Source organism: Fibrella musci (assembly GCF_041321105.1).
Lineage (GTDB): Bacteria > Bacteroidota > Bacteroidia > Cytophagales > Spirosomataceae > Fibrella > Fibrella musci.
In genome coordinates, this window is sequence record NZ_JBGGWD010000003.1 from 104,955 (window position 1) to 124,407 (window position 19,453).

Consider the following 19,453-nt stretch of genomic DNA (forward strand, 5'->3'; position numbering starts at 1 on the left):
GCGTCTTACTCTGACGTTAGCGATCCGCCGCAAGGCCCATTGTACATTATTCATTCCTCCCCCCTACTCTTCCAGGAAATCCATCTCCTTACCGTGGGTTTCGGGAATGGTCAGCACGCTGTAGATGCCGATGGCAAAGGCGATGACGCCCACGATAGCCCCTGCCGTGATGACGCCCTGGGTAGGCTTTACGGTCTGGTAGAGCGTGGTCATCGGGAAAACAAGCCCGCGCACCATGTTGGGTACGGTGGTGGCAGCCGTGGCACGCAGGTTCGTACCAAACTGTTCGGCCCCGATGGTTACGAACATCGCCCAATAACCAATACCGAAGCCCAGCGCCAGACACGCCATGTAGAGCGCCGTGTCGGACTGTAGCCCGCCGAACAGATACACCACGCTGGCGGCCAGCGTAAAGAGCATCAGACCGAGAACGGCCTTCCGGCGCGACGCCAGCGCCTGACTAATGAATCCGCTCGCCAGATCGCCCGTCGACAGGCCTACGTAACACCACATAATGGCCAGCCCCGGTTTCACTTCCTGCGTGATGCCGAGCGCCGTACCAAACTCGTTGGAGAACGTCGCCAGAATGCCGATCACAAACCAGGTGGGAATGCCCAGCCCGATGCATTTCATGTAGCGACTGAAGCGGTCGGCGTTGGTGAAAAAGGCGAAGAAATTCCCCTTGTTCACAGCGTGGTTCGCCGACACGTTTTTGTACATGCCCGATTCCACCACGCCAACGCGCAACAGCAGTAAGCCGATGCCCATGCCACCGCCGATGAAATAGGCGATGTTCCAGTCGAAAAGTTTGACGGTGAAATAGGCCACTACCGCTCCAAACAGGCCGATACCCGCCACCAGCGACGTACCTATGGCCCGCAGCCGCGTGGGCAACACCTCGCTGACGAGCGTGATACCCGCGCCCAATTCGCCGGCCAGCCCCACACCCGCCACAAACCGCATCAGCGCGTAGTAGGTGACTTTGTCCATGAAGGTGATCGACGGGATAAAGCCGCAGGCAATGTTGGCCAGCGAATAGGTGATAATCGAACCAAACAACACCGACAGCCGGCCGCGCTTATCGCCCAGAATCCCCCATAGAATGCCGCCCAGCAGGAGGCCAATCATCTGCCAGTTGAAAATGAGCGTGCCGTCGGTCGAAATCTGCTCGGCGGTCAGGCCCAGCGATTGCAGGCTGGGCACCCGCACGATGCCGAAGAGTAGTAAATCGTAGATATCGACAAAGTAGCCCAGGGCGGCCACAATAACGGGTAGGCTGAACAAGCCCGTTGTCTGTACAGATTTAGAGGTAAGGGAGGATTGCATAGGGCAAGTTTACAAAGGAAAGGCCTTTTCTGGTAGACAGACAAGTAAGAAGCCCATTAACCCGCAAGGCGCACCGAACCAATCGGTTGAACGCTCACCGTATAAGCCACCCGCAGCGTCACAATTTTTAGCAGCAGACGCCCCACCATGATGGTCTGTTGCACCACCACCATCAGCAAAATCAGCGGCCAGTTGCGCATCGGGAGCAGGTCGTCGATCAGCAGGTACAGGCCCATCAGCCCTGCCACCAGGGCCACCAGCAGCAGGTAGCGGCCAAACGTAGCCCGCAGGTGGCTCAGCACAAACCGACCTGCCTGCCCAAATGCCCGGAAGGCACCCTGCTCGTCGGTGCGGAACATATGCACCTTGGCGTAGTCGGCGATGCACCAGATAAGCAACGTACCCAGCCCGCCCACGGCAAACCCGCCGAAGCCGAGCCAGAACAGCCCCCGCTCGGTGAGCGAATCGGAAAAGGCCGTAGCCAGCAAAATGCCGATCAGGAAAGGCACCAGAAACACAGCCATCGTAAACAGCGCCGTCACGCCCAGCAGCCGAACGTACCTGGCCAGGTAGTGCGTCCCCGCCTGCCAGAACGACGGCAGCGGTATTGGCGCCGTTAGCTGAAAGCTGTACATCAGCCCGCCCGAAGCCCAGGTCCAGACCAGTACAAACAGCAGTGATGTAAGCACCCCAGCCCGCAGGGCCGGGCTAATGGCCTTTTCGTTATGCTGCATGAAGTCGCTGAAAACGGTGTAGTCGAAGCCAGCGAGCAACTGCAACGGTGCCCGTGAGCTACCGGCCACCTCGTTCAGGCTTACAAACAGGGCATACGTACCCGGTAGAGCCAGCAACAAAGCAATGCCGTAGAGAAGTAGCCAGATGCGGGGCGCAGGAAGACGGAACATAGCGTACTGATGAAATAGGAATTATGGAGTATGAATTGGCTTCGCTAGCCAAAGTCGCGTCAAGGGTGGGGCTTTGTAATTCGCAGTTTTTTAGGAAAGCGATCAAGGGTAGGTCGGTCAAGTCATGTTCCATATTTCATAGCTCATAATTTGTTTTTACGCCATCATCAGCCATTCGAGCCAGAACAGAAATTTGGCGGCAAATTTGGCGGCAGGGGCCGATGAGGGCTTTAACGTGAGGCTGTTGTTCGTAAAATCGGTATCCATATACAGCTTCTGCTTTGGGTCGACTTCGGCCCATTCGATGCGCCCTTTGCCCGACACCGCGAAAGTGTGGGTACGCGCCTTTCCATCCCAGCGCAGGGTCTGTTCCTTGCCGTCGGCGAAGTGAACCAGCAGTTCAACGGGCAGTTGCATGTCGCCCAGCCGATCGACGCGCACCGTTGGCGAGCTACCGTTGCGGATATTGGCCAGCTTGTAGTCGCAAACCTGATCGCCGAAGAGCACCTGATCAAAAAACCAGTTCATGTCGGGGCCATAGGTAGCGCCCAGCCGCCGCGGTACCAGTTCATTCACCACGTCGATGAAGCTCTGCGCATTGGGGTGTTTGAATCGCCAGCGCAGAAAGTACGTCTGCATGATCTCGTCCATGAGCGGGCGGCCCACCAGCCCCTCCAGCGTGCGCAGCCAGGTGGCCGTTTTCTGGTACGTCAGTGCGCCGTAATAGCCCGCCGGTAGCTGCCACACATTGCCATAGGCCGGACCAATCGCCGGATTATCGAGATGAGCGTACCCATCGCGCGACGCTTCCAGATCGCCCATCCGGAACCCGAACCAGTCGATCTGACTTTGGCGCGGGCCGTACCATTCGTCCATGATCCGGCCCTCGTAATACTGATTGAAACCCTCATCGAGCCAGGCCTCTTCAAACTCATTACTGGCCAGCAGTTGCATAAAATACTGGTGGCCAAACTCGTGCACCGTAACCAGTTCCGGAAAACGCGCCCCGTCGGGCAGGCCCCAGCTCGTGCCGGCCGTGATGAACGTGGGGTATTCCATACCGGCGGCTCCGGAGGCGTGCAGGGGCGGGTCCACGATCGTCAGCGTGTTATAGGGATACGTACCCAGGTGTCGGTCGAAATAGGTCAGCGCCGTTTTGGCGGCGTCGACGTGGCGTTGGGCCTGCGCGCTGTGTTCGGGTTGCATCAACAGCCGGATACGTACCTGACGACCCGAACGCCCTGTCCAGGCATCGGTGACTACCTCGAAACGGGGCGAGGCCGTCCAGGCAAAATCGACCACATCAGTAGCCTGCCAGCGCTGGGTTTTGGTACCGTCGCGGTTCACGGTTTCGCGCAGCAACTGCCCCGTCGCGCCAATTTCCAGGTTCCTGGCGGTCGTAATCGACACGTCGTAATTGCCGTAGTCGGCGTAAAACTCCGAATGCGCGTGGAATTGGTGGCAGTTCCAGCCGCCCTGTGGGGAGCCTGTCCCGCTTTGGCCGGGTCTCCGAACGCCCGCCGCTTCGTAGACGGCAATCTTGGGAAACCACTGCCCAACCAGAAAGAAATCGCGGCTGAAACCCGTCCGGGCGAAGATCTTCGGCAGCTTGGCCTCGAAGGCCATATCGAGCACGATGGTCTCGCCAGGGCCAACGGGGCGGCTCAGCGGCACCCGCATCACCGTCTGGTCGTCTGAATTGAAGTCATCAGGCTGAGCAAAGCGCATCGCGCCCGTCAGGCGTTCGCCGGTGCGGCGGTCGGTCAGGGCCGTCACCTTCGTCCAGCCATAGTTGGCGCGCTCCGATTTGTCCATCTGATCGCCCCGTAGCTGCCCGCCCGATTCGCGCATAAACGTCGACTTTTCGTCGCGAAATGCATTGAGGTACAGATGAAACCAGAGTTCACTGATTCGGTCGGTCGAGGTGTTGCGCCAGGTCAGCGTCTGCCGCCCGTCGAGGCGTTTGGTTGCCGAATTGAGCCGCACATCGATTTGGTAACTGGCAATACGCGGACTCAGTGGAGCATCGGCCCGGACCAGTCCAGACCACAGGCAGAAAGGCAACAGAAGCAAGTACAGGCGAGGCATCGGTTCGGTATTTTTGCGGCTAAAAGTAAAACTTTGTCCGTTCTGGCCAATTCTTCCATGACAAACGCCCAACTGACCTGGCTCGGAAAATTATTGCTCAACCTGCTGGGCCTGGCCGTCGCCATCTGGGTTGTATACCGGGCCGGGCTGGCCATCCTGAAGTTATTCCTCTACCGCTCCCTGGCAACCAATCCGCTGTATGGCTTTCTGGTGCATGATCTGATCATCATCATCATCGGACTTATTGCCATCTGGTGCTGTTTCCGGCTTGTGGAAAACCTCTACAAGCTGGCCATCAACCCGCCGCGCAACGCCTGAAAGGCCGTGGCCTGTCGCTCATTCCGTCGTACCTTTGCGGAGCAATTTGAGCCTGCCGTCCGTTGAATTCCGCTTCCCCCATCAACCAACGCCTTGAACTGGCGCATAGCTACGTCCTGCATACGAATCAGAATGTGTTTCTGACCGGTAAAGCGGGTACGGGCAAGACCACCTTTCTCCACCAGATCAAGCAGTTATCAGCCAAACGGCTGGTTGTCGTGGCCCCAACGGGCGTGGCGGCCATCAACGCGGGCGGCGTCACCATCCACTCCCTGTTTCAGCTTCCGTTCGGCCCCATTATTCCGGGGGCCAAACAGGAAAATCGTAAGTTTTCGCGCGAAAAAATTCGCCTGATCCGTACACTCGATCTGCTCGTTATCGACGAAATCAGCATGGTCCGGGCCGATGTGCTCGACGGTATCGATGAGGTGCTGCGGCGTTATCGCTACAGCCAGGAACCGTTTGGCGGCGTGCAACTGCTGCTCATCGGCGACATGCAGCAGTTGCCGCCCGTAATCCGCGACGACGACTGGGCGTTGCTCCGCCCCTACTACGAAACGGGTTATTTTTTCAGCAGCCACGCCCTGCGCGAAACGCCTTATGTATCGATCGAACTGACGCACATTTACCGGCAGGCCGACCGGCGTTTTATCAACCTGCTCAACGGCATTCGCGAGAAGACGATCACGGCCGAGGGTCTCACCGACCTCAACCAGCGCTACGTACCTGACTTTACTCCCGACGACCGCGAGGGCTACATCACGCTGGCCACCCACAACCAGACCGCCCAGCAGATCAACAGCCAGAAACTCGCCGACCTGACCACCCGCCTGCACACCTACGAAGCCGTCGTGACCGACGATTTTCCCGAGCCCATGTACCCAGCCGAGTTTTCGCTGGAGCTGAAGGTTGGGGCGCAGGTGATGTTTGTCAAAAACGATAGCTCGCCCGATAAGCAGTATTACAATGGTAAGATTGGTCAGATCGCCGAGTTGGGCTCCGACTACGTGAGCGTGAAATGCGCGGGCGAGTTTGTACCCATCGTGACCGGGCCGGTCGAGTGGCAGAACATCCGCTACAGCCTCGACGCCAAAACCGGCGAGATTCTGAGCGAAGTGATTGGTACGTTCACGCAGTATCCGCTGCGGTTAGCCTGGGCCATCACCATCCATAAAAGCCAGGGGCTCACCTTCGAGCGGGCCATCATCGACGCAGGCCGGGCCTTCGCGCATGGGCAGGTGTATGTGGCCCTTAGCCGCTGTAAAACCCTCGACGGCCTAGTGCTGCGCACGCCCATTCCGGCCAGCAGCATCAAAACCGAGGTCGATCTGGAGCGTTTTCACGAAGATGTACAGACCAAGACGCCCACCGAGCAACACCTGCACGATGCCAAACGGGCCAATCAGGAGCAGTTGCTGCACGACCTGTTTGCCTTCGAACGGGCGGCGTATCTGCTAAGCCGTGTGCGCAAAGTGGTCGACGAAAACGTCCGTACCCTGCCCGCCCCCTTGATCGAGCAGTTAAATGAACTCCAGACCACCCTGACCGACAAAGCGCGGGTGGTGGGGCATCGATTCCGAAAACAATTGCCCGACTACTTCGGTCAGGAACCACTGCCCGAAGCCAACACCGACCTGCAACCACGCATCCAGAAAGCGGGCGCTTATTTCAAGGCCCTGCTCGCCGATGAGTTGCTCCCGCTGGTATATGACGCGCCCACCGATACCGACAATAAGCAGGTACGTACCGATTTGCTCGAAGCCCTCGACGAACTGGAACGCGAACTGGCCACCAAGCTGGCCCTGTTTACGCGTTGCGCCGAGGGGTTCGACGCCCTGGCGTATTTGCAGGTACGTAACCAGGCCGAGCTGGCTTTCATGCCCAACCGTAAAAAGGTGGAGCGCGCCACGGCCACCAGCCAACCCGACAAGGCCTCCAAAGCAGGCGACCGCGGTAACCGGCCCAGCAGCCTGTATTTCGAACTGTTGAAATGGCGCAGCCGCATGGCCGAAGAGCACAACAGCCCGGCTTATTTTATTATGAGCCAGCAAACCGTGACGGACATTGCGACCAAACGCCCCGAAACCATGGAGGCGCTGACCAAGATCAAAGGCGTTGGTAAGGCTAAAGCCAAGCGCATCGGCGACGAGATACTGGCAATCATCGAACAAAACCCACCCGACGGCCGCCCGGCCGGACCACCGCCGCCTAAGGTCAATGTCTATGCCCGGGCGAGTGAAGCGCCCGCCAAAAAAGCGGCAAAGGCCGATAAGGAACCGGTGTATGAAGCAACGCTAAAGCTATTCCTGCTGGGTAAATCAATCGGTGCCATTGCCGAGCAACGTGGCGTCACGGAGCAGACGATCGAGAACCACCTCAGCCGCTGCATCAACCTCGGCCTGCTCCCCGTTGAAGCGGTGTTGAGTGCCGAAAAACTTGCCCTTATTTATAACACCCTCGGCCCTACCCGCCCCGCGAGCCTCACCGACGCTGTGCAGCAGCTGGATGGCCGTGTTAGCTATACTGACCTGCGTTTTGCTTACGCAGCGGTAGGTAGATAGTTACGGTAAATCACATTCAAAAAACAGTTACTTTATCACTTACCCAAGCCTCACAATGCTTTGTTAAATGACTGGCAGTCAAATCGTACAAAAACAGCATCATATAAGTAGAAATATTTGGTGGATTTCCTATAGATTTAGTAGTCAACAACTGGTTACGAAACATTTTTCATCTTTTGCAGGTAGCGGCTTGCGCACAAGCAGTTAGGGGCCTAGTTTTGAGTGCCTAACAGAACTTTTAACTACCATAAATCAGCTTCAATGAAGAAATTTTATGCATCCCTTTTTGCTGTCAGCCTGGCCCTGCTGACGTCGACGGGGGCCTTCAGTCAGCAGACAGCCGTTGATTTTTTCAATGAAGGCATCCAGAAGAGTAACGCGAAAGACTTTACGGGTGCGCTTCAGGCGTTCACTACTGCCATCATCATGAATCCCGAAAATGCCCCCAGTTATTACAACCGGGCATTGGCCAAAACGAGCCTTAACGACATACAAGGAGCCGTGTCGGATCTCGATCAGGCAATTGAGCTAAATCCGCAGGAAGCGAATGCGTATCTTTACCGGGGTATCAGCCGCTCAAAGCTGGAAGACAACCGGGGCGCCATGCAGGATTTCAACCGCGCCGTTGAGCTAAGCCCCAACGACGGTTTCCTGTATTACAACCGGGGCCTTTGCAAACTTCAGCTGGGTTACTCGGCAGCGGCGCTGAACGACTTTAACCGGGCGTCGTCGCTTTCACCCAACGATGCCAACATCCTGACGGCACGGGGTAACTGCAAGAATGGTCTGAGCGATTTCCGCGGGGCACTGGCCGATTTTGGTCTGGCGCTGGAAAAGTCACCAAACAAAACAACGGCCCTCGCCGGTCGGGGGTACTCGCGCTTCAAGCTGGAAGACTACAAAGGTGCACTGGCCGATTTCTCGCGGGCAATCGAGTTGGCTCCAACTGATGCCGACCTGTTCTACAAGCGTGGTCTGGTCAAAACCCGTATGGGTGAGTTCGACAATGCCGTTGTGGATTACAACAAAACACTTGAACTGAACCCCAATCACTTCAAGGCCTACTTCAGCCGGGGTTTCTGCCGCAGCCGCACAGGCAACGCTAAGGTGGCACTCGGCGACCTCGATAAGTCGATCGAAATGGATAACCGCTCGATCCAGGCCAAAGCCTATTACAGCGAGTTTATCACCCAAAACATGCTGCCTCTCTTCGCTACGGTGGTGCAGGAGCGGTATAAAGTGGCTGAACTCGGCGATGACCGGGCCGACGCTTACATTGTCCGGGGTATGCTTAAAAACGCCAACGGCGACAGCAAACCGGCCCTCCTCGACCTGAACCGCGCCGTCGAACTGAACCCAACGAGTGCCGAGTCGTACTTCATCCGGGGTATTATCCGCTCGTCGCTTGGCGACCAGAAAGGGGCCATGATCGACTGTAACAGCACGGTCCGGCTGAACCCACGCCATGCCGAAGCCTACTACCTGCGCGGTCTCATTCGCTACGATACCGGCGATGAAGTGAGCGGCTGCGCCGACCTGAGCCGTTCAGGCGAACTGGGTTATGTACAAGCCTACAAAATCATCACCGAACGGTGTAATAAGAGCGCACGTTAGCCTCAAGTTCCAATTGCAGAAGGCCCGGCTCATTCAGCGCCGGGCCTTTTTGTTTGATCAGATGAACTAGTCTTTCCTGGCGGGAACTGTGATCACCTTAGCCAGCAGACGAGCGAGTAGTAAGCCAATCAACAACCCAATCATATCGGCCAGCGCGTCTTGCCAATCGCCCGAACGACCAATCGGCATTACGGCCTGGTAGACTTCCGACAGTACGGCGTAGGCCACACCCCACGCTAGTGTGCGGCGCTCCGAGAGGCCCGCCCAGCGCCACAAAAACGCAAAGCCAGCGAAGATGATGGTGTGGACATTTTTGTCGCTTCCCCCGACGTCGGGAGCTACATCAGTGGGCAGGGATAAACCAGCAAAAATGGCAATCGACCAGGCAATGGCCGCGGCGCGCTGCCAACGAACATGGGCGACGAGCCACATAACCAGAAACGCAACAAAAACGACGGCTGCTGCTACTGCCTGATACCCGTTCAGGCCAAGGTAAGCCAGCATTGATTCGAGAGACTGCATTATATCCGTTGAAGCCGCCGTTCAGCAAGGGCCAGAAACAGCACGGCCAGGCAGACGAGATAGATAATATTGCGCGTATCGAGCAGCCCCCGTCCCAGCGCGCTGTACTGTTGGTCGAGGCTGAAGTATTCGAGCCAGTAGGCCAGATCGGTGGTACCGAACAGAGTACTCAGCGTGCTCAAGCCAGCGTACAACAGCAGGCAGGCCACCGCCCCGACTACAAACGCCACGACCTGATTGTCGTTGAGTGACGATGCCCACAGCCCCACCGCCACAAACACACCGGCCAGCAGCAGTAGCCCCACATACGACCCCGCCACCACGGCCAGATCGATTGTACCAACCGGGTTGCCGAGCTGATAAAGCGAATAGGCGTAGAGCAGCGTGGGAGCGATCGTCAAGGCTACCAGCAGCCAGTTGGCTCCGAATTTACCCAGCACAATCCCCCAGCGGCCCACGGGTTTGGTAAGCAGCCATTCGAGCGTACCGGCCCGTCGTTCGTCGGCAATGGAACGCATGGTAATGGCCGGGGCCAGCAACACCAGCACGTAGGGCGTCAGCACGAAAAACTGCCCCAGATCGGCGTACCCGTAGTCGAGCAGGTTGGTTTGCGGAAACACCCACAGCAGCAACCCCACCACCGTCAGGAACGTACCCATGATGATGTAGGCGATGGCTGACCCAAAAAATTGATTGATTTCTTTTCGGAAAATAGCTACCACATCAATCAAACGGATTGTCTTTACGACGACGCATAAAGAGCGACACAATTAATGTTACAATGGTACCGGCAAACGTCCACCAGAGTATGCTGATCAGGAAAGCGCCACCCGACGCCCCTTTTTTACGCTGCTGCGCTTCCAGTTCCCCCATCTGATCGTCGAATTTTTCGAGGGCTTCGTCGGGAACACCCTGCGCCTCCATGAAGTCGCGGGTTTGTTGCAACGTCTTTGCAATCAGGTTCGGGTCGATAAACGCCTGGTAAAACTGAGAAAACGTAGTATCGAGCAGGCCCATGATCGCAAACATCAGCGACCCCAGGCCAACGGCTTCGCCCACCGACAGGTATCCTTTGTTCAGGTTACGGAATTCGCGCAGTGCCAGCACCAGCCCCGTTACGATCACCACCCCATTGACCACGCCGAACACGGTGCCACCCATGCCGGAGTAGTAGCCCAGCGCGTACCGGATGGTAGTGATCAGAATTTCAACGAGGCCAACAAGGCCACCCCATTTCAGGGCTAATCGGGCAGTAGACGGTTTTTCTTCCATTAGTTCAGGGCGCTATAATCCTGCTTGCGAAATACCAGCGAAATAATCAGAATGGGCAGAATACCCAGCAGTGTTTTTTTGCCCAACATACTGAGCGGCAGCACGTCGGGCGTGGTAGCGGCAGTCTGCGCCAGTTGAGCTTTGTAGGCTTCTTCGCCAAACGTCTTCACGTAGTTGGCTTTGTCGTGCAGCTGAAACTGCGTCAGCTCATTGATGTAACGCGTAAACTCCGACGGATCGACCCAGGTCACGAAGGCATAGATGAGCCAGCCCGCCACCAGCGCCGCCACCGTGTTGACCACGTAGCAGATGGTGAGCCCTTCCCACATGTGCAGCAGCCCCTTGCCCACGTTTCGGCGATAATACCAAACGGCCGCGATCATCACGATCAGGTGAATCCCAAAGTCGAACGGGTATTTTTCGTAGACGTAGAGGGCCGTGATGCCCAGGGTGTGCAGCCCCAAAAAGAGCAGAAATGCCGCCAGACCGGCCCCCAGGCCAAACAGCAGCGGGACTCTCAGAAGTGGGTGATTGAAGTAGTTCATGGCAGAAAGCATCTGGCAATCGCTGACCAAACCACCAACCGGTGGCTAGCCAACGCCCGCCAGACGACGTTACAGGATTGTGGTGATTACCTTACCTGTGAGGGTCTTACCCAGGAAGGGTGAGTTTTTGGCGGGCGAGAGTGGCTTTTCGTATGTCCAGGTAGCCGTGGGATCAAACAGGGTCAGCGTGGCCGGTTGCCCCTCGGCAATAGAAACGGCGGGCAGCCCGAACACCCGGCGTGGCCCTACCGTGAAGCGATCGACCAACGTACCCAGAACGGACGTACCCGGTATGGACGTACCCGGTATGGATGTACCTGACTGTTGCTCGCTGGCCTTGGTGAGCAGGGCAGCAAAGGCCGTTTCCAGCCCCGTAATGCCAAACTCCGCCATATCAAATTCGATGTTCTTGCTCTCTTCGTCGTGGGGGTGGTGGTCCGTCACGATCAGGTCGATGGTGCCGTCAGTCAGCCCGGCCCAGAGCGCCGCCACATCATCGGCCGAGCGGAAAGGCGGGTTCACTTTCAGATTGGTATCAAACCCGGCCAGATCGGCGTCGGTAAACAGCAGTTGGTGGGCAGCTACGTCGCAACTCACGGGTAGGCCCTTCGCTTTGGCCTCCCGCACCAGCGCCACCGACTCCGCCGACGACAGACAGGCAAAGTGCAACATCGGCGCCGACGGAATTGTCGGCTGTCCGTCGAGCACGTAGGCCAGCAGCCGCAGGTCGCGGGCAATCAGCATCGCCTCGGCCATGGCGGGCAACCCTTTCAGGCCCAGCCGGGTGCTTTGTTCGCCTTCGTGCATCTGCCCGTAGCGCGTCAGCAGGGTGTCTTCGGGGCGGTTGATCAGCAGGCCACCAACCGGTTGCAGGTATTGCAGCGTTTTGAGCAGCAGGTCCGGGTTTTGCAACGGGTGGTCGCCATCCGTGAAGGCAATGGCCCCGGCCCGGTGCAGGTCGATCATGTCGGTGAAGTCCTCGCCTTTGGTCCCCTTCGTGATGGCCGCCGTCGGGTGCAGACGAGCCGGTTGCCCGTCGCCCATGCGCCGCACGTACCCAAGCGTATCTTTCGAGTCGACAACGGGGTACGTGTTGGGCAGTAGCACCACGTCGGTAAACCCACCGGCTGCCGCTGCTTTGGCCAGATCAGTGAGCGTTTCGCGGTGTTCATGGCCGGGGTCATTGGCGGCCGCCCGTCCATCGACCCAACCCGCCGATACGTGCAGATTGGCCCCTTCGATCAGCCGCGCCCCCTCGGGAACGGGCAACGATGAACCCGCCCCGGACGGATGCAACTGACGGATAAGGCCGTTTTCGAGGTGCAGGTCAACAACTTGATTATGGAGCGGCGAGGCCGCATCGACCACGCGGGCCGACCGGATGAGCAGGTGCATAGGCGTAAAAAAACGTCCAAAGTTCAACAGACAAGGAGCAACGTGCGAAACGCTGCGAACCTTCACCTTGAACGTTGAACGCTGAACGTGTTACGGGTTCTTATTGACCAACCAGATCTTTGTAGGCTTCGGCCGTCATCAGATCGTCGAGCGCGGTGCCTTCGGTTGGTTTCATGCGGATAATCCAACCCCGGCCATACGGATCGGTATTGACCAGCTCGGGGCTTTTTTCGGTTTCATCGTTGACTTCGAGCACCTCGCCGCTGATGGGCAGGAACAGGTCTGACACCGTTTTCACGGCTTCAACCGAACCGAAGATCTCGCCTTTTTCGAGCGATTGACCAACCGTCGTAATGTCTACGTACACGATGTCGCCCAGTTCATGCTGCGCGAAATCGGTGATGCCCACCGTGGCGGTGCCGTCGGCTTCCAGGCGAATCCACTCGTGGTCCTGGGTGTATTTGAGTTCGTCGGGGAACGTCATTGGTTTCGGTAATTACTGAGCCGCAAAAATAGGAGTATAAGTCTGGAAAGTCGTTATAAAAGTAGCGCCGGGTCGGGAAAGTGCACGGAATAGTGGCAACAGCCAGTGCCCACATTGCCCCGTCGACTTTCCAGACTTCGCGCTACTTTTGCCGCCGACTTTTCTCAACTAGTTCTCATGGACGTTCAGGTAGCGATTATTGGCGCGGGTTTCGCCGGTCTGGGTGCCGCCATCCGGCTTTCGCTGAGCGGGCGGCGCTCGTTTGTTGTGTTTGAACGGAGCAACGACGTGGGTGGAACCTGGCGCGACAACACGTACCCCGGCTGCGCCTGCGACGTACCCTCCCACCTCTACTCGTTTTCCTTTGCGCCCAATCCGGGCTGGTCGAAGGCCTATTCGCCCCAGGCCGAAATTCAGCAATACCTCCGCCACTGCGTCGACCGGTTCAACCTGCGCGATCAGATTCGCTTTCAGACCACCATCGTCGACAGTCGCTGGGACGAAGCCACCGCGCGCTGGCACCTCACCGACCAGCAGGGCAACCAGACCCGAGCGCGCGTGGTGGTGGCCGCCACCGGCCCCTTCACCCGCCCCAGCCTGCCGCAGCTACCCGGTCTGGGTACGTTCACGGGCACGGTTTTTCATTCGGCCCGCTGGAACCACGACTACGACCTGCGCGGCAAACGCGTGGCCGTGATCGGCACGGGTGCCAGTGCCATTCAGATCGTGCCGGCCATTGCCCCGCAGGTAGCGCAGCTTACGGTGTTTCAGCGCACGCCCCCCTACGTAATGCCCCGCAACAACCGAACGTACCCAGCCTGGCAACAACGGCTCTACCGCACGCTGCCCCTGGCTCAGCAGCTACACCGGAGCCTTATTTACTGGCTCAACGAAGCCAGCGGTCTGTCCTTTATGGGCAATGAGCTGTTCAATAAACTGGGCACAACCCTGGCCCGAAAGCACCTCGAAGCCCAGATCAGCAACCCCGACCTGCGCCGACGCCTGTGGCCGACCTACACGATGGGCTGCAAACGGGTACTGGTCTCCGACGACTATTACCCCGCCCTCACACGCCCCAACGTAACGCTGGAAACCAACCCGATCGACACCGTTACCCCCACGGGTATCCGCACGGTGGATTCGGCCGGACTAGCCAACGAACAGCCATTCGATGCCCTGATTTTCAGCACTGGCTTTCAGGTCGCCGACATTGCCGTGGGCCGGTTGCCCAATGGCCGCACGGCCTTTTCTTTCACCGGCCGCCACGGGCGCGACCTGCTCACCGAATGGGCGCAGACAGGCCCGCAGGCGTTATATGGCCTAACGGCGTCGGGATTCCCGAACCTGCTGTTTCTGCTGGGGCCCAACACCGGCCTGGGGCATACGTCGGTCATTCACATGATCGAGTCGCAGCTCAACTACCTGCTCGATTACCTGCAAACCCTCGAACAAACAGGCGCCGACGCTTTTCTGGACGTAAAACCCGACAGCCAACGTACCCACAACGACGCGCTTCAGCAGCAGTTGGCGGGCACAGTTTGGGCGTCGGGGTGCCGGAGCTGGTACATGGATGCCCAGGGCCGGAACACCACCCTCTGGCCTGCCCTCACGGTCACCTACCGCCAACGTACCCGGCGCATCAATCGGGCCGACTATATGCTGGAGCAGGCGCCGCAACCGCAGTCAGCCATACCCACTCCGTCGCTTGGCTAACAGGCTGGGGATGGCTTCACGATTTAGTCCATTTATTCTGAAAAATGGTTTCGATCAGGGTTAATTCGTTGTCGTGCATTGTCTTTTTCCGGCGGCCGAAATAAAGTATATTTTCCCAGACCGGTTCGCCTTCCCAGACAAGCTTAACATTCCCCTGTTCAATGGCTTCGAGGCACAAAAAATCGGGCACAATCGCAAAGCCCTGTCCATTGCTAAGGCAACGAATAATCGAACTGATATTCGGTACAATAAAATTGGGGCTAAAATCAGGGTGTTCAGAAAAATTACGCAGCCAGAAATTCTTCAGATGCTCCATATCCGCAGCCGTGCTGTACCAGATCTGTTTTTTCAGATAGTCGGCAATTTCGCGGGTATTCTTTTTTTGCATAATCTCCTTTATTGAACTCAACTCCGTTGATTTACCGGCGATTAGCACAATTCGCTCTTTTGAAAATGGATTGTACAAAATATCTTTTGACGTTCCTTTTTGAGGCGAAATAATAATATCCAGCAAGCCATTTTCCAGATCGTGTACCATCTGATGGTATTCGCCGAATTTAATAATCAGGTTAAAAGGCAAACTGGCCACATGTTCTTCCAACGTATACTGAAACGTTTCAAAGCACATACCCACGCTGATCGTTACGCGGTCGGCCTGTGATCGCTTGTGAAAATTCTGCTCGGCCATCTCCAGTTTTTTGAGCGACTCAACCACATAATTGTACAGGATCTTTCCTTTTTCCGTGGGGAGCATCCGGCGGGCCGACCGGTCAAATAATTTATAGCCGGTGTAGGCTTCCAGCGAGTTGAGGTGCAGGCTTACGCCCGGCTGAGAGATGAATAACTCTTTAGCCGCGGCCGATAACGTGCCGGTTTCGTAAATGGCTTTGAAGGTGCGAAACCACTCCAGATTCGATTGCATGACTATCAGTATTCTGATACAAAAGGCCAATTTAACTTATTTTGATGAACCAAAGCACGTCCTGACCTTTGTTGCCTCAATCAGCACAACGCGATCGACATGCTATTTACACCCTATGAATTGGCTGGCATTCACCTGAAAAACAGGATCGTCATGCCACCCATGACCCGCTCCCGGGCAGCCAGGGGCGGTGTCGCCACCAGCCTGATGGCCCAGTACTATGCGCAACGGGCCACAGCCGGTCTCATTATCTCGGAAGGCACCCAGATTAGCCAACAGGGGCAGGGTTATGCCTGGACACCGGGTATCTATACCCCCGAGCAGGTAGAAGGCTGGCGAAAGGTTACGACGGCGGTTCATGAAAACGGCGGCACGATCTTCGCGCAGTTGTGGCATGTGGGCCGCATCTCCCACACCTCGTTGCAGGAACACGGGCAGGCGCCCGTTGCTCCGTCGGCACTACTGGCCGAGGGCGTGAAGGTCTTCCTGGCCACCGACGGTTCCGACGATCCGACTTCGGGCACCGGCGAAATGGTGCCGCATTCGATGCCTCGGGCGCTTACGGTCGCCGACATCCAGCAGATTATCGCCGACTACGCCCAGGCTGCCCGAAATGCCATAGCGGCTGGCTTCGACGGGGTGGAACTGCACGGAGCCAATGGCTATCTCATCGAGCAGTTTATCGATTCGCAGACCAACCGCCGTACCGATCAGTATGGAGGTTCACTAGCAAACCGCCTTCGGTTTCTGGATGAGGTCGTTGTGGCAGTGACCGAAGCCATTGGCCCACACCGGGTTGGCGTGCGGCAGGCACCGCTCACAACCCTCATGGGTGCTGTCGACGATAACCCGGAAGAGACGTACATCGAAGCGGCCCGGCTGCTTAACAAGCGGGGCATCGCCTACATCCACATTGCCGAAGCCGACTGGGACAATGCGCCGCACATGCCCCTTCAGTTTAAAGAAGCGTATAGAGCTGCCTTTGCAGGTACGTTGATCTACTCCGGCAAATACTCGACCGAACGCGCCGACGACATGCTGCAAAGCGGACTGGCCGACCTCATTGGCTTTGGCCGCCCATTTATTGCCAACCCCGATTTGCCCTACCGACTGCAACATAACCTGCCGCTCAATTCGCCTATCCGGGAGCAATTCTTCGGCGGAAGCGTAGAAGGCTATACCGATTACCCGTTCTATACCAGCTGAATAAGCCATCTAATAGCCATGTGGGCGACTGAATGAGGGAACGTCCATCGGAACGCTATCGCATCAGGGCCTAGTAATCAGCGCCGCCCCTCGGGCTACTGGGAGGCAGGTCAATTGGAGACCAGCAACCTGCTGGCTGAGCCGGGTGATAACTGCCCGCCTGCTTCATAGTGAACGCCGGCCGCCGTTACCTGCACGTTGGCTGGAATATTCACCGCGTGGCGCAGACAAACCACATCCTGTGCCGTTGGCAGGCGGTTACCTTCCCAAACGCCGGGGTCAGTCCAGGAGCCGGGCCGAACGCTGCAATAGGCTACCTGCACGTAATAGGTGTCTTCCAGGCACTGCCGACTGTCGCGCACGACATACGCACGGACCGGCCCCGGCGCAGGCGTAAGCACAACAGACCGCGCCGCGCTGGTAAACGTATTGCTTTGGGGCGAACTCCACTGGTAGTCGGCAATAAATGAGGCCGTCAGCGTAACCGACTGCCCCGCCGACACCGGCACATACTGGGTACGTCCCACGTTTTTCATCATCGTAAACTGGTCGGTCACGCTGAATGAAGCAGTGGAGCTAGTCTGAATAAACCTAGCATCCAGCCGGTTATCTTCTACAGTCATATAAAACGACCCACCTGCCTGTTTCTGCGTAAAGGCCATGGCCGGGTGGTTGCCCAGCCCCCCAATGGCCGACAGTTGCCCCGCCGACCCCGACACCACGTAGATGGTACTCTGCTTGGTTTTCGCGTTGGTTTTGCGGTAGGGACACGACCCCGCTCCGCCATTGGCAGAGCCATCGTACCGTCCCGAACTGGCATCGGCCTCGCGCCGGTAGGCCGTTGGGTTGGCTACAAACTGGCTTAGTGGGCCGTAATGATCGTGGATAGGATACGACCGTTCGTACACATGGCTATGCCCCGTCATGACCACATCGACGCCATACCGCTCGAAAATGGGATTCAGCCGCTGCCGGATGGCGATCAGATCACCCTCTGTTTCGGAGTTATGCGATCCCTGCGTATAGGGCGGGAAGTGCAGGTATACCAGCCGCCAGGGCTGGGTCGTAGCAGCCAGGTCCTGCTTGAGCCAGATGGCCTGCGGATGACTCAGGGTGTCGTCATACAGTTTTTTCTGCACACCATTGACCAGGCGCGTACCGTATCCGTCGAGCATGACCACGTGCACCGGGCCATAATCAAACGAGTACCATTCGCGCGTACCCGACGCCACCCCACCTGCTTCGGCCTGCGTAGGGTGCGTAAAGATGTCAAAATACGGGATGTTGTGCGAAGCGGCCAGCGCGGCGTTATCGCTATAATCGTGATTGCCGGGAATGGCATATACCGGATGGTTCAGCAACAGGTTATCCCGGTACACATCGAAGAACTTGGTCTGGTAGGTAGGGTCGTCGCCGTTGTATGAATTGTCACCGATGAGCAGCCAGAGATCGGCAGGCACGTACCCACCGGGCTGGCTTGCCATAAACGCCAGATACGCCTCCCGCACAGCCAGTTGGTTGGCATTCCCTGCCCCACAGTCGCCGAACGACGCAATGCTGATTTTGCGTTTGGTGTTAAGCGGTGGCGCGGTCTGAAAAGTCAGGTCCGGCCCCTGCCGCAGCACGGCCGTTGACGTACCCACGGTATACGCGTAACGCTGATCGGTTAGCAGCCCGGTCAGGCGTAGTTCATGTTCGATGGTGGTAGCGGTTTCGCTCGACGTACCGGTCAGGGCACTACCCACCAGCCCGTAGGTCACGCGCCCGATGGTGGGTACGTCGGTACGCCAGCGGATGGTCATTGCCGTCTGACTCGTCATGTTCAGGTAGGGTCCGCGCGTGAGGGTCACCGCCGGCGCTTCGCGCAGTTCCAGATCAAACGTGATGTCGCTGCTGTTCCCCACCGACTGATGCACCTCGGCAGCCAGCACATTAGTGCCCGCCTGCATCAGCGCCGCGGGCACCGATACCCAGGCCGACCACGCACTTTCGTCGGCCCCACCGATGCCTACACTCGCCAGCGTTGCGTAGCTAACCGCCCCAGTGGGCAGGTTGTCGCGCCAGATTTCAGTGTCATTCAGGTACAGCACCACACCATCGTCGCGCCTAACACGTACCTGATAGCCCGTGGCGTTGACGCTGGACACCGAGATTGTTTTCCGAAAATAAGTCGTAATGTATTTGGCGTTGGCATCGGGTCCGTAGCCAACCACGGTCGCTTCGTCGCCATCTCCATAGCCCAGTTCCGACGCGCCCGCCGACCAGCTGGCGGGGGCGGTATCGTCGTAGTCCCGGTGAGTCCAGGTACGTACCTGCCCCGCTACCGTTTGGCTGGTGGGTACGCTGCCCTTGTCGGCATAGCGCCAGACGGCCCCTGTAGCGATGAGGGTAGCCTGCCCCTGCGCCAGTAAAGGCAGCACTATGCTGCACAGCAGCCCCCAACGGCTCAGTCGATTCGTGCGTTTCATCCGCCGGTTTGCGCAAGTGTGGTGTTTCACTTACACCGGCAATAGTAGTACGAATTACGCAATCCCAAAAGCACACCAGCCCCTGTAATTCGTTGACCGCCACTGACTAATGGT

16 protein-coding genes are annotated in these 19,453 nt (G+C 57.6%); 5 read left to right on the top strand and 11 right to left on the bottom strand.

All coding sequences use genetic code 11. The features are described 5' to 3' along the window. Positions 1-63: 63 nt before the first annotated feature. From ACAW74_RS10325 to ACAW74_RS10335, 3 genes are all read right to left on the bottom strand, one after another. On the bottom strand, positions 64-1,326 hold the full coding sequence (locus tag ACAW74_RS10325; protein WP_370698119.1) for an MFS transporter: 1,263 nt from the start codon (positions 1,324-1,326) through the stop codon (positions 64-66). Between the two features lie 56 nt (positions 1,327-1,382). Continuing rightward, positions 1,383-2,231: a hypothetical protein gene (locus ACAW74_RS10330; protein ID WP_370698120.1), complete on the bottom strand. Its 849-nt coding sequence runs from the start codon at positions 2,229-2,231 to the stop codon at positions 1,383-1,385. 156 nt (positions 2,232-2,387) lie between these two features. Then, on the bottom strand, positions 2,388-4,319 hold the full coding sequence (locus tag ACAW74_RS10335) for a M1 family metallopeptidase (RefSeq protein ID WP_370698121.1): 1,932 nt from the start codon (positions 4,317-4,319) through the stop codon (positions 2,388-2,390). A gap of 57 nt (positions 4,320-4,376) precedes the next feature. Here ACAW74_RS10335 and ACAW74_RS10340 point away from each other — a divergent pair, with 57 nt between their 5' ends. The 3 genes from ACAW74_RS10340 to ACAW74_RS10350 all read left to right on the top strand — a co-directional run bounded on the left by ACAW74_RS10340 (position 4,377) and on the right by ACAW74_RS10350 (position 8,812). Next, positions 4,377-4,637: a hypothetical protein gene (locus tag ACAW74_RS10340; RefSeq protein WP_370698122.1), complete on the top strand. Its 261-nt coding sequence runs from the start codon at positions 4,377-4,379 to the stop codon at positions 4,635-4,637. 62 nt (positions 4,638-4,699) lie between these two features. Continuing rightward, a complete protein-coding gene (locus tag ACAW74_RS10345; protein ID WP_370698123.1) occupies positions 4,700-7,198 on the top strand; it encodes an HRDC domain-containing protein in 2,499 nt (832 codons plus the stop codon). Between the two features lie 261 nt (positions 7,199-7,459). Beyond that, complete coding sequence (locus tag ACAW74_RS10350; protein WP_370698124.1) at positions 7,460-8,812, top strand: tetratricopeptide repeat protein; 1,353 nt, start codon at positions 7,460-7,462, stop codon at positions 8,810-8,812. Positions 8,813-8,878: 66 nt separating this feature from the next. On the opposite strand, the gene ACAW74_RS10355 is transcribed toward ACAW74_RS10350, so the two are convergent. The 6 genes from ACAW74_RS10355 to gcvH form a co-directional block, all read right to left on the bottom strand. Beyond that, positions 8,879-9,334 (bottom strand): VanZ family protein, encoded by a 456-nt coding sequence (locus ACAW74_RS10355; protein WP_370698125.1) that lies wholly within the window; start codon positions 9,332-9,334, stop codon positions 8,879-8,881. Beyond that, positions 9,334-10,056 carry a gliding motility-associated ABC transporter permease subunit GldF gene (gldF, locus tag ACAW74_RS10360; RefSeq protein ID WP_370698653.1) on the bottom strand — a complete coding sequence of 241 codons (723 nt, stop codon included), beginning with the start codon at positions 10,054-10,056 and terminating at the stop codon, positions 9,334-9,336. The genes ACAW74_RS10355 and gldF overlap by 1 nt, the downstream gene beginning before the upstream one ends. Before the next feature lies 1 nt (position 10,057). After that, the gene (locus ACAW74_RS10365) at positions 10,058-10,606 is read right to left on the bottom strand and encodes a DUF4199 domain-containing protein (RefSeq protein ID WP_370698126.1); all 549 of its coding nucleotides are present in this window, start codon (positions 10,604-10,606) and stop codon (positions 10,058-10,060) included. Continuing rightward, positions 10,606-11,151: a DUF4199 domain-containing protein gene (locus ACAW74_RS10370; protein WP_370698127.1), complete on the bottom strand. Its 546-nt coding sequence runs from the start codon at positions 11,149-11,151 to the stop codon at positions 10,606-10,608. The genes ACAW74_RS10365 and ACAW74_RS10370 overlap by 1 nt, the downstream gene beginning before the upstream one ends. Before the next feature lie 69 nt (positions 11,152-11,220). Next, complete coding sequence (locus tag ACAW74_RS10375) at positions 11,221-12,546, bottom strand: dihydroorotase (protein ID WP_370698128.1); 1,326 nt, start codon at positions 12,544-12,546, stop codon at positions 11,221-11,223. Positions 12,547-12,646: 100 nt separating this feature from the next. Further along, on the bottom strand, positions 12,647-13,030 hold the full coding sequence (gene gcvH / locus ACAW74_RS10380) for a glycine cleavage system protein GcvH (RefSeq protein ID WP_370698129.1): 384 nt from the start codon (positions 13,028-13,030) through the stop codon (positions 12,647-12,649). A 177-nt stretch (positions 13,031-13,207) separates the two neighbouring features. On the opposite strand from gcvH, the gene ACAW74_RS10385 reads away from it, so the two are divergent. Next, positions 13,208-14,743, top strand: a complete 1,536-nt coding sequence (locus tag ACAW74_RS10385) for a flavin-containing monooxygenase (RefSeq protein ID WP_370698130.1) — start codon at positions 13,208-13,210, stop codon at positions 14,741-14,743. A 16-nt stretch (positions 14,744-14,759) separates the two neighbouring features. On the opposite strand, the gene ACAW74_RS10390 is transcribed toward ACAW74_RS10385, so the two are convergent. Beyond that, positions 14,760-15,665, bottom strand: coding sequence for a LysR family transcriptional regulator (locus ACAW74_RS10390; RefSeq protein WP_370698131.1), 906 nt, complete (start codon positions 15,663-15,665; stop codon positions 14,760-14,762). Between the two features lie 99 nt (positions 15,666-15,764). Here ACAW74_RS10390 and ACAW74_RS10395 point away from each other — a divergent pair, with 99 nt between their 5' ends. Next, positions 15,765-16,871 (top strand): alkene reductase, encoded by a 1,107-nt coding sequence (locus tag ACAW74_RS10395; protein ID WP_370698132.1) that lies wholly within the window; start codon positions 15,765-15,767, stop codon positions 16,869-16,871. 110 nt (positions 16,872-16,981) lie between these two features. On the opposite strand, the gene ACAW74_RS10400 is transcribed toward ACAW74_RS10395, so the two are convergent. After that, entirely contained in the window at positions 16,982-19,339 is a 2,358-nt protein-coding gene (locus ACAW74_RS10400; protein ID WP_370698133.1) for a purple acid phosphatase family protein, read from the bottom strand. Between the last annotated feature and the right edge of the window lie 114 nt (positions 19,340-19,453).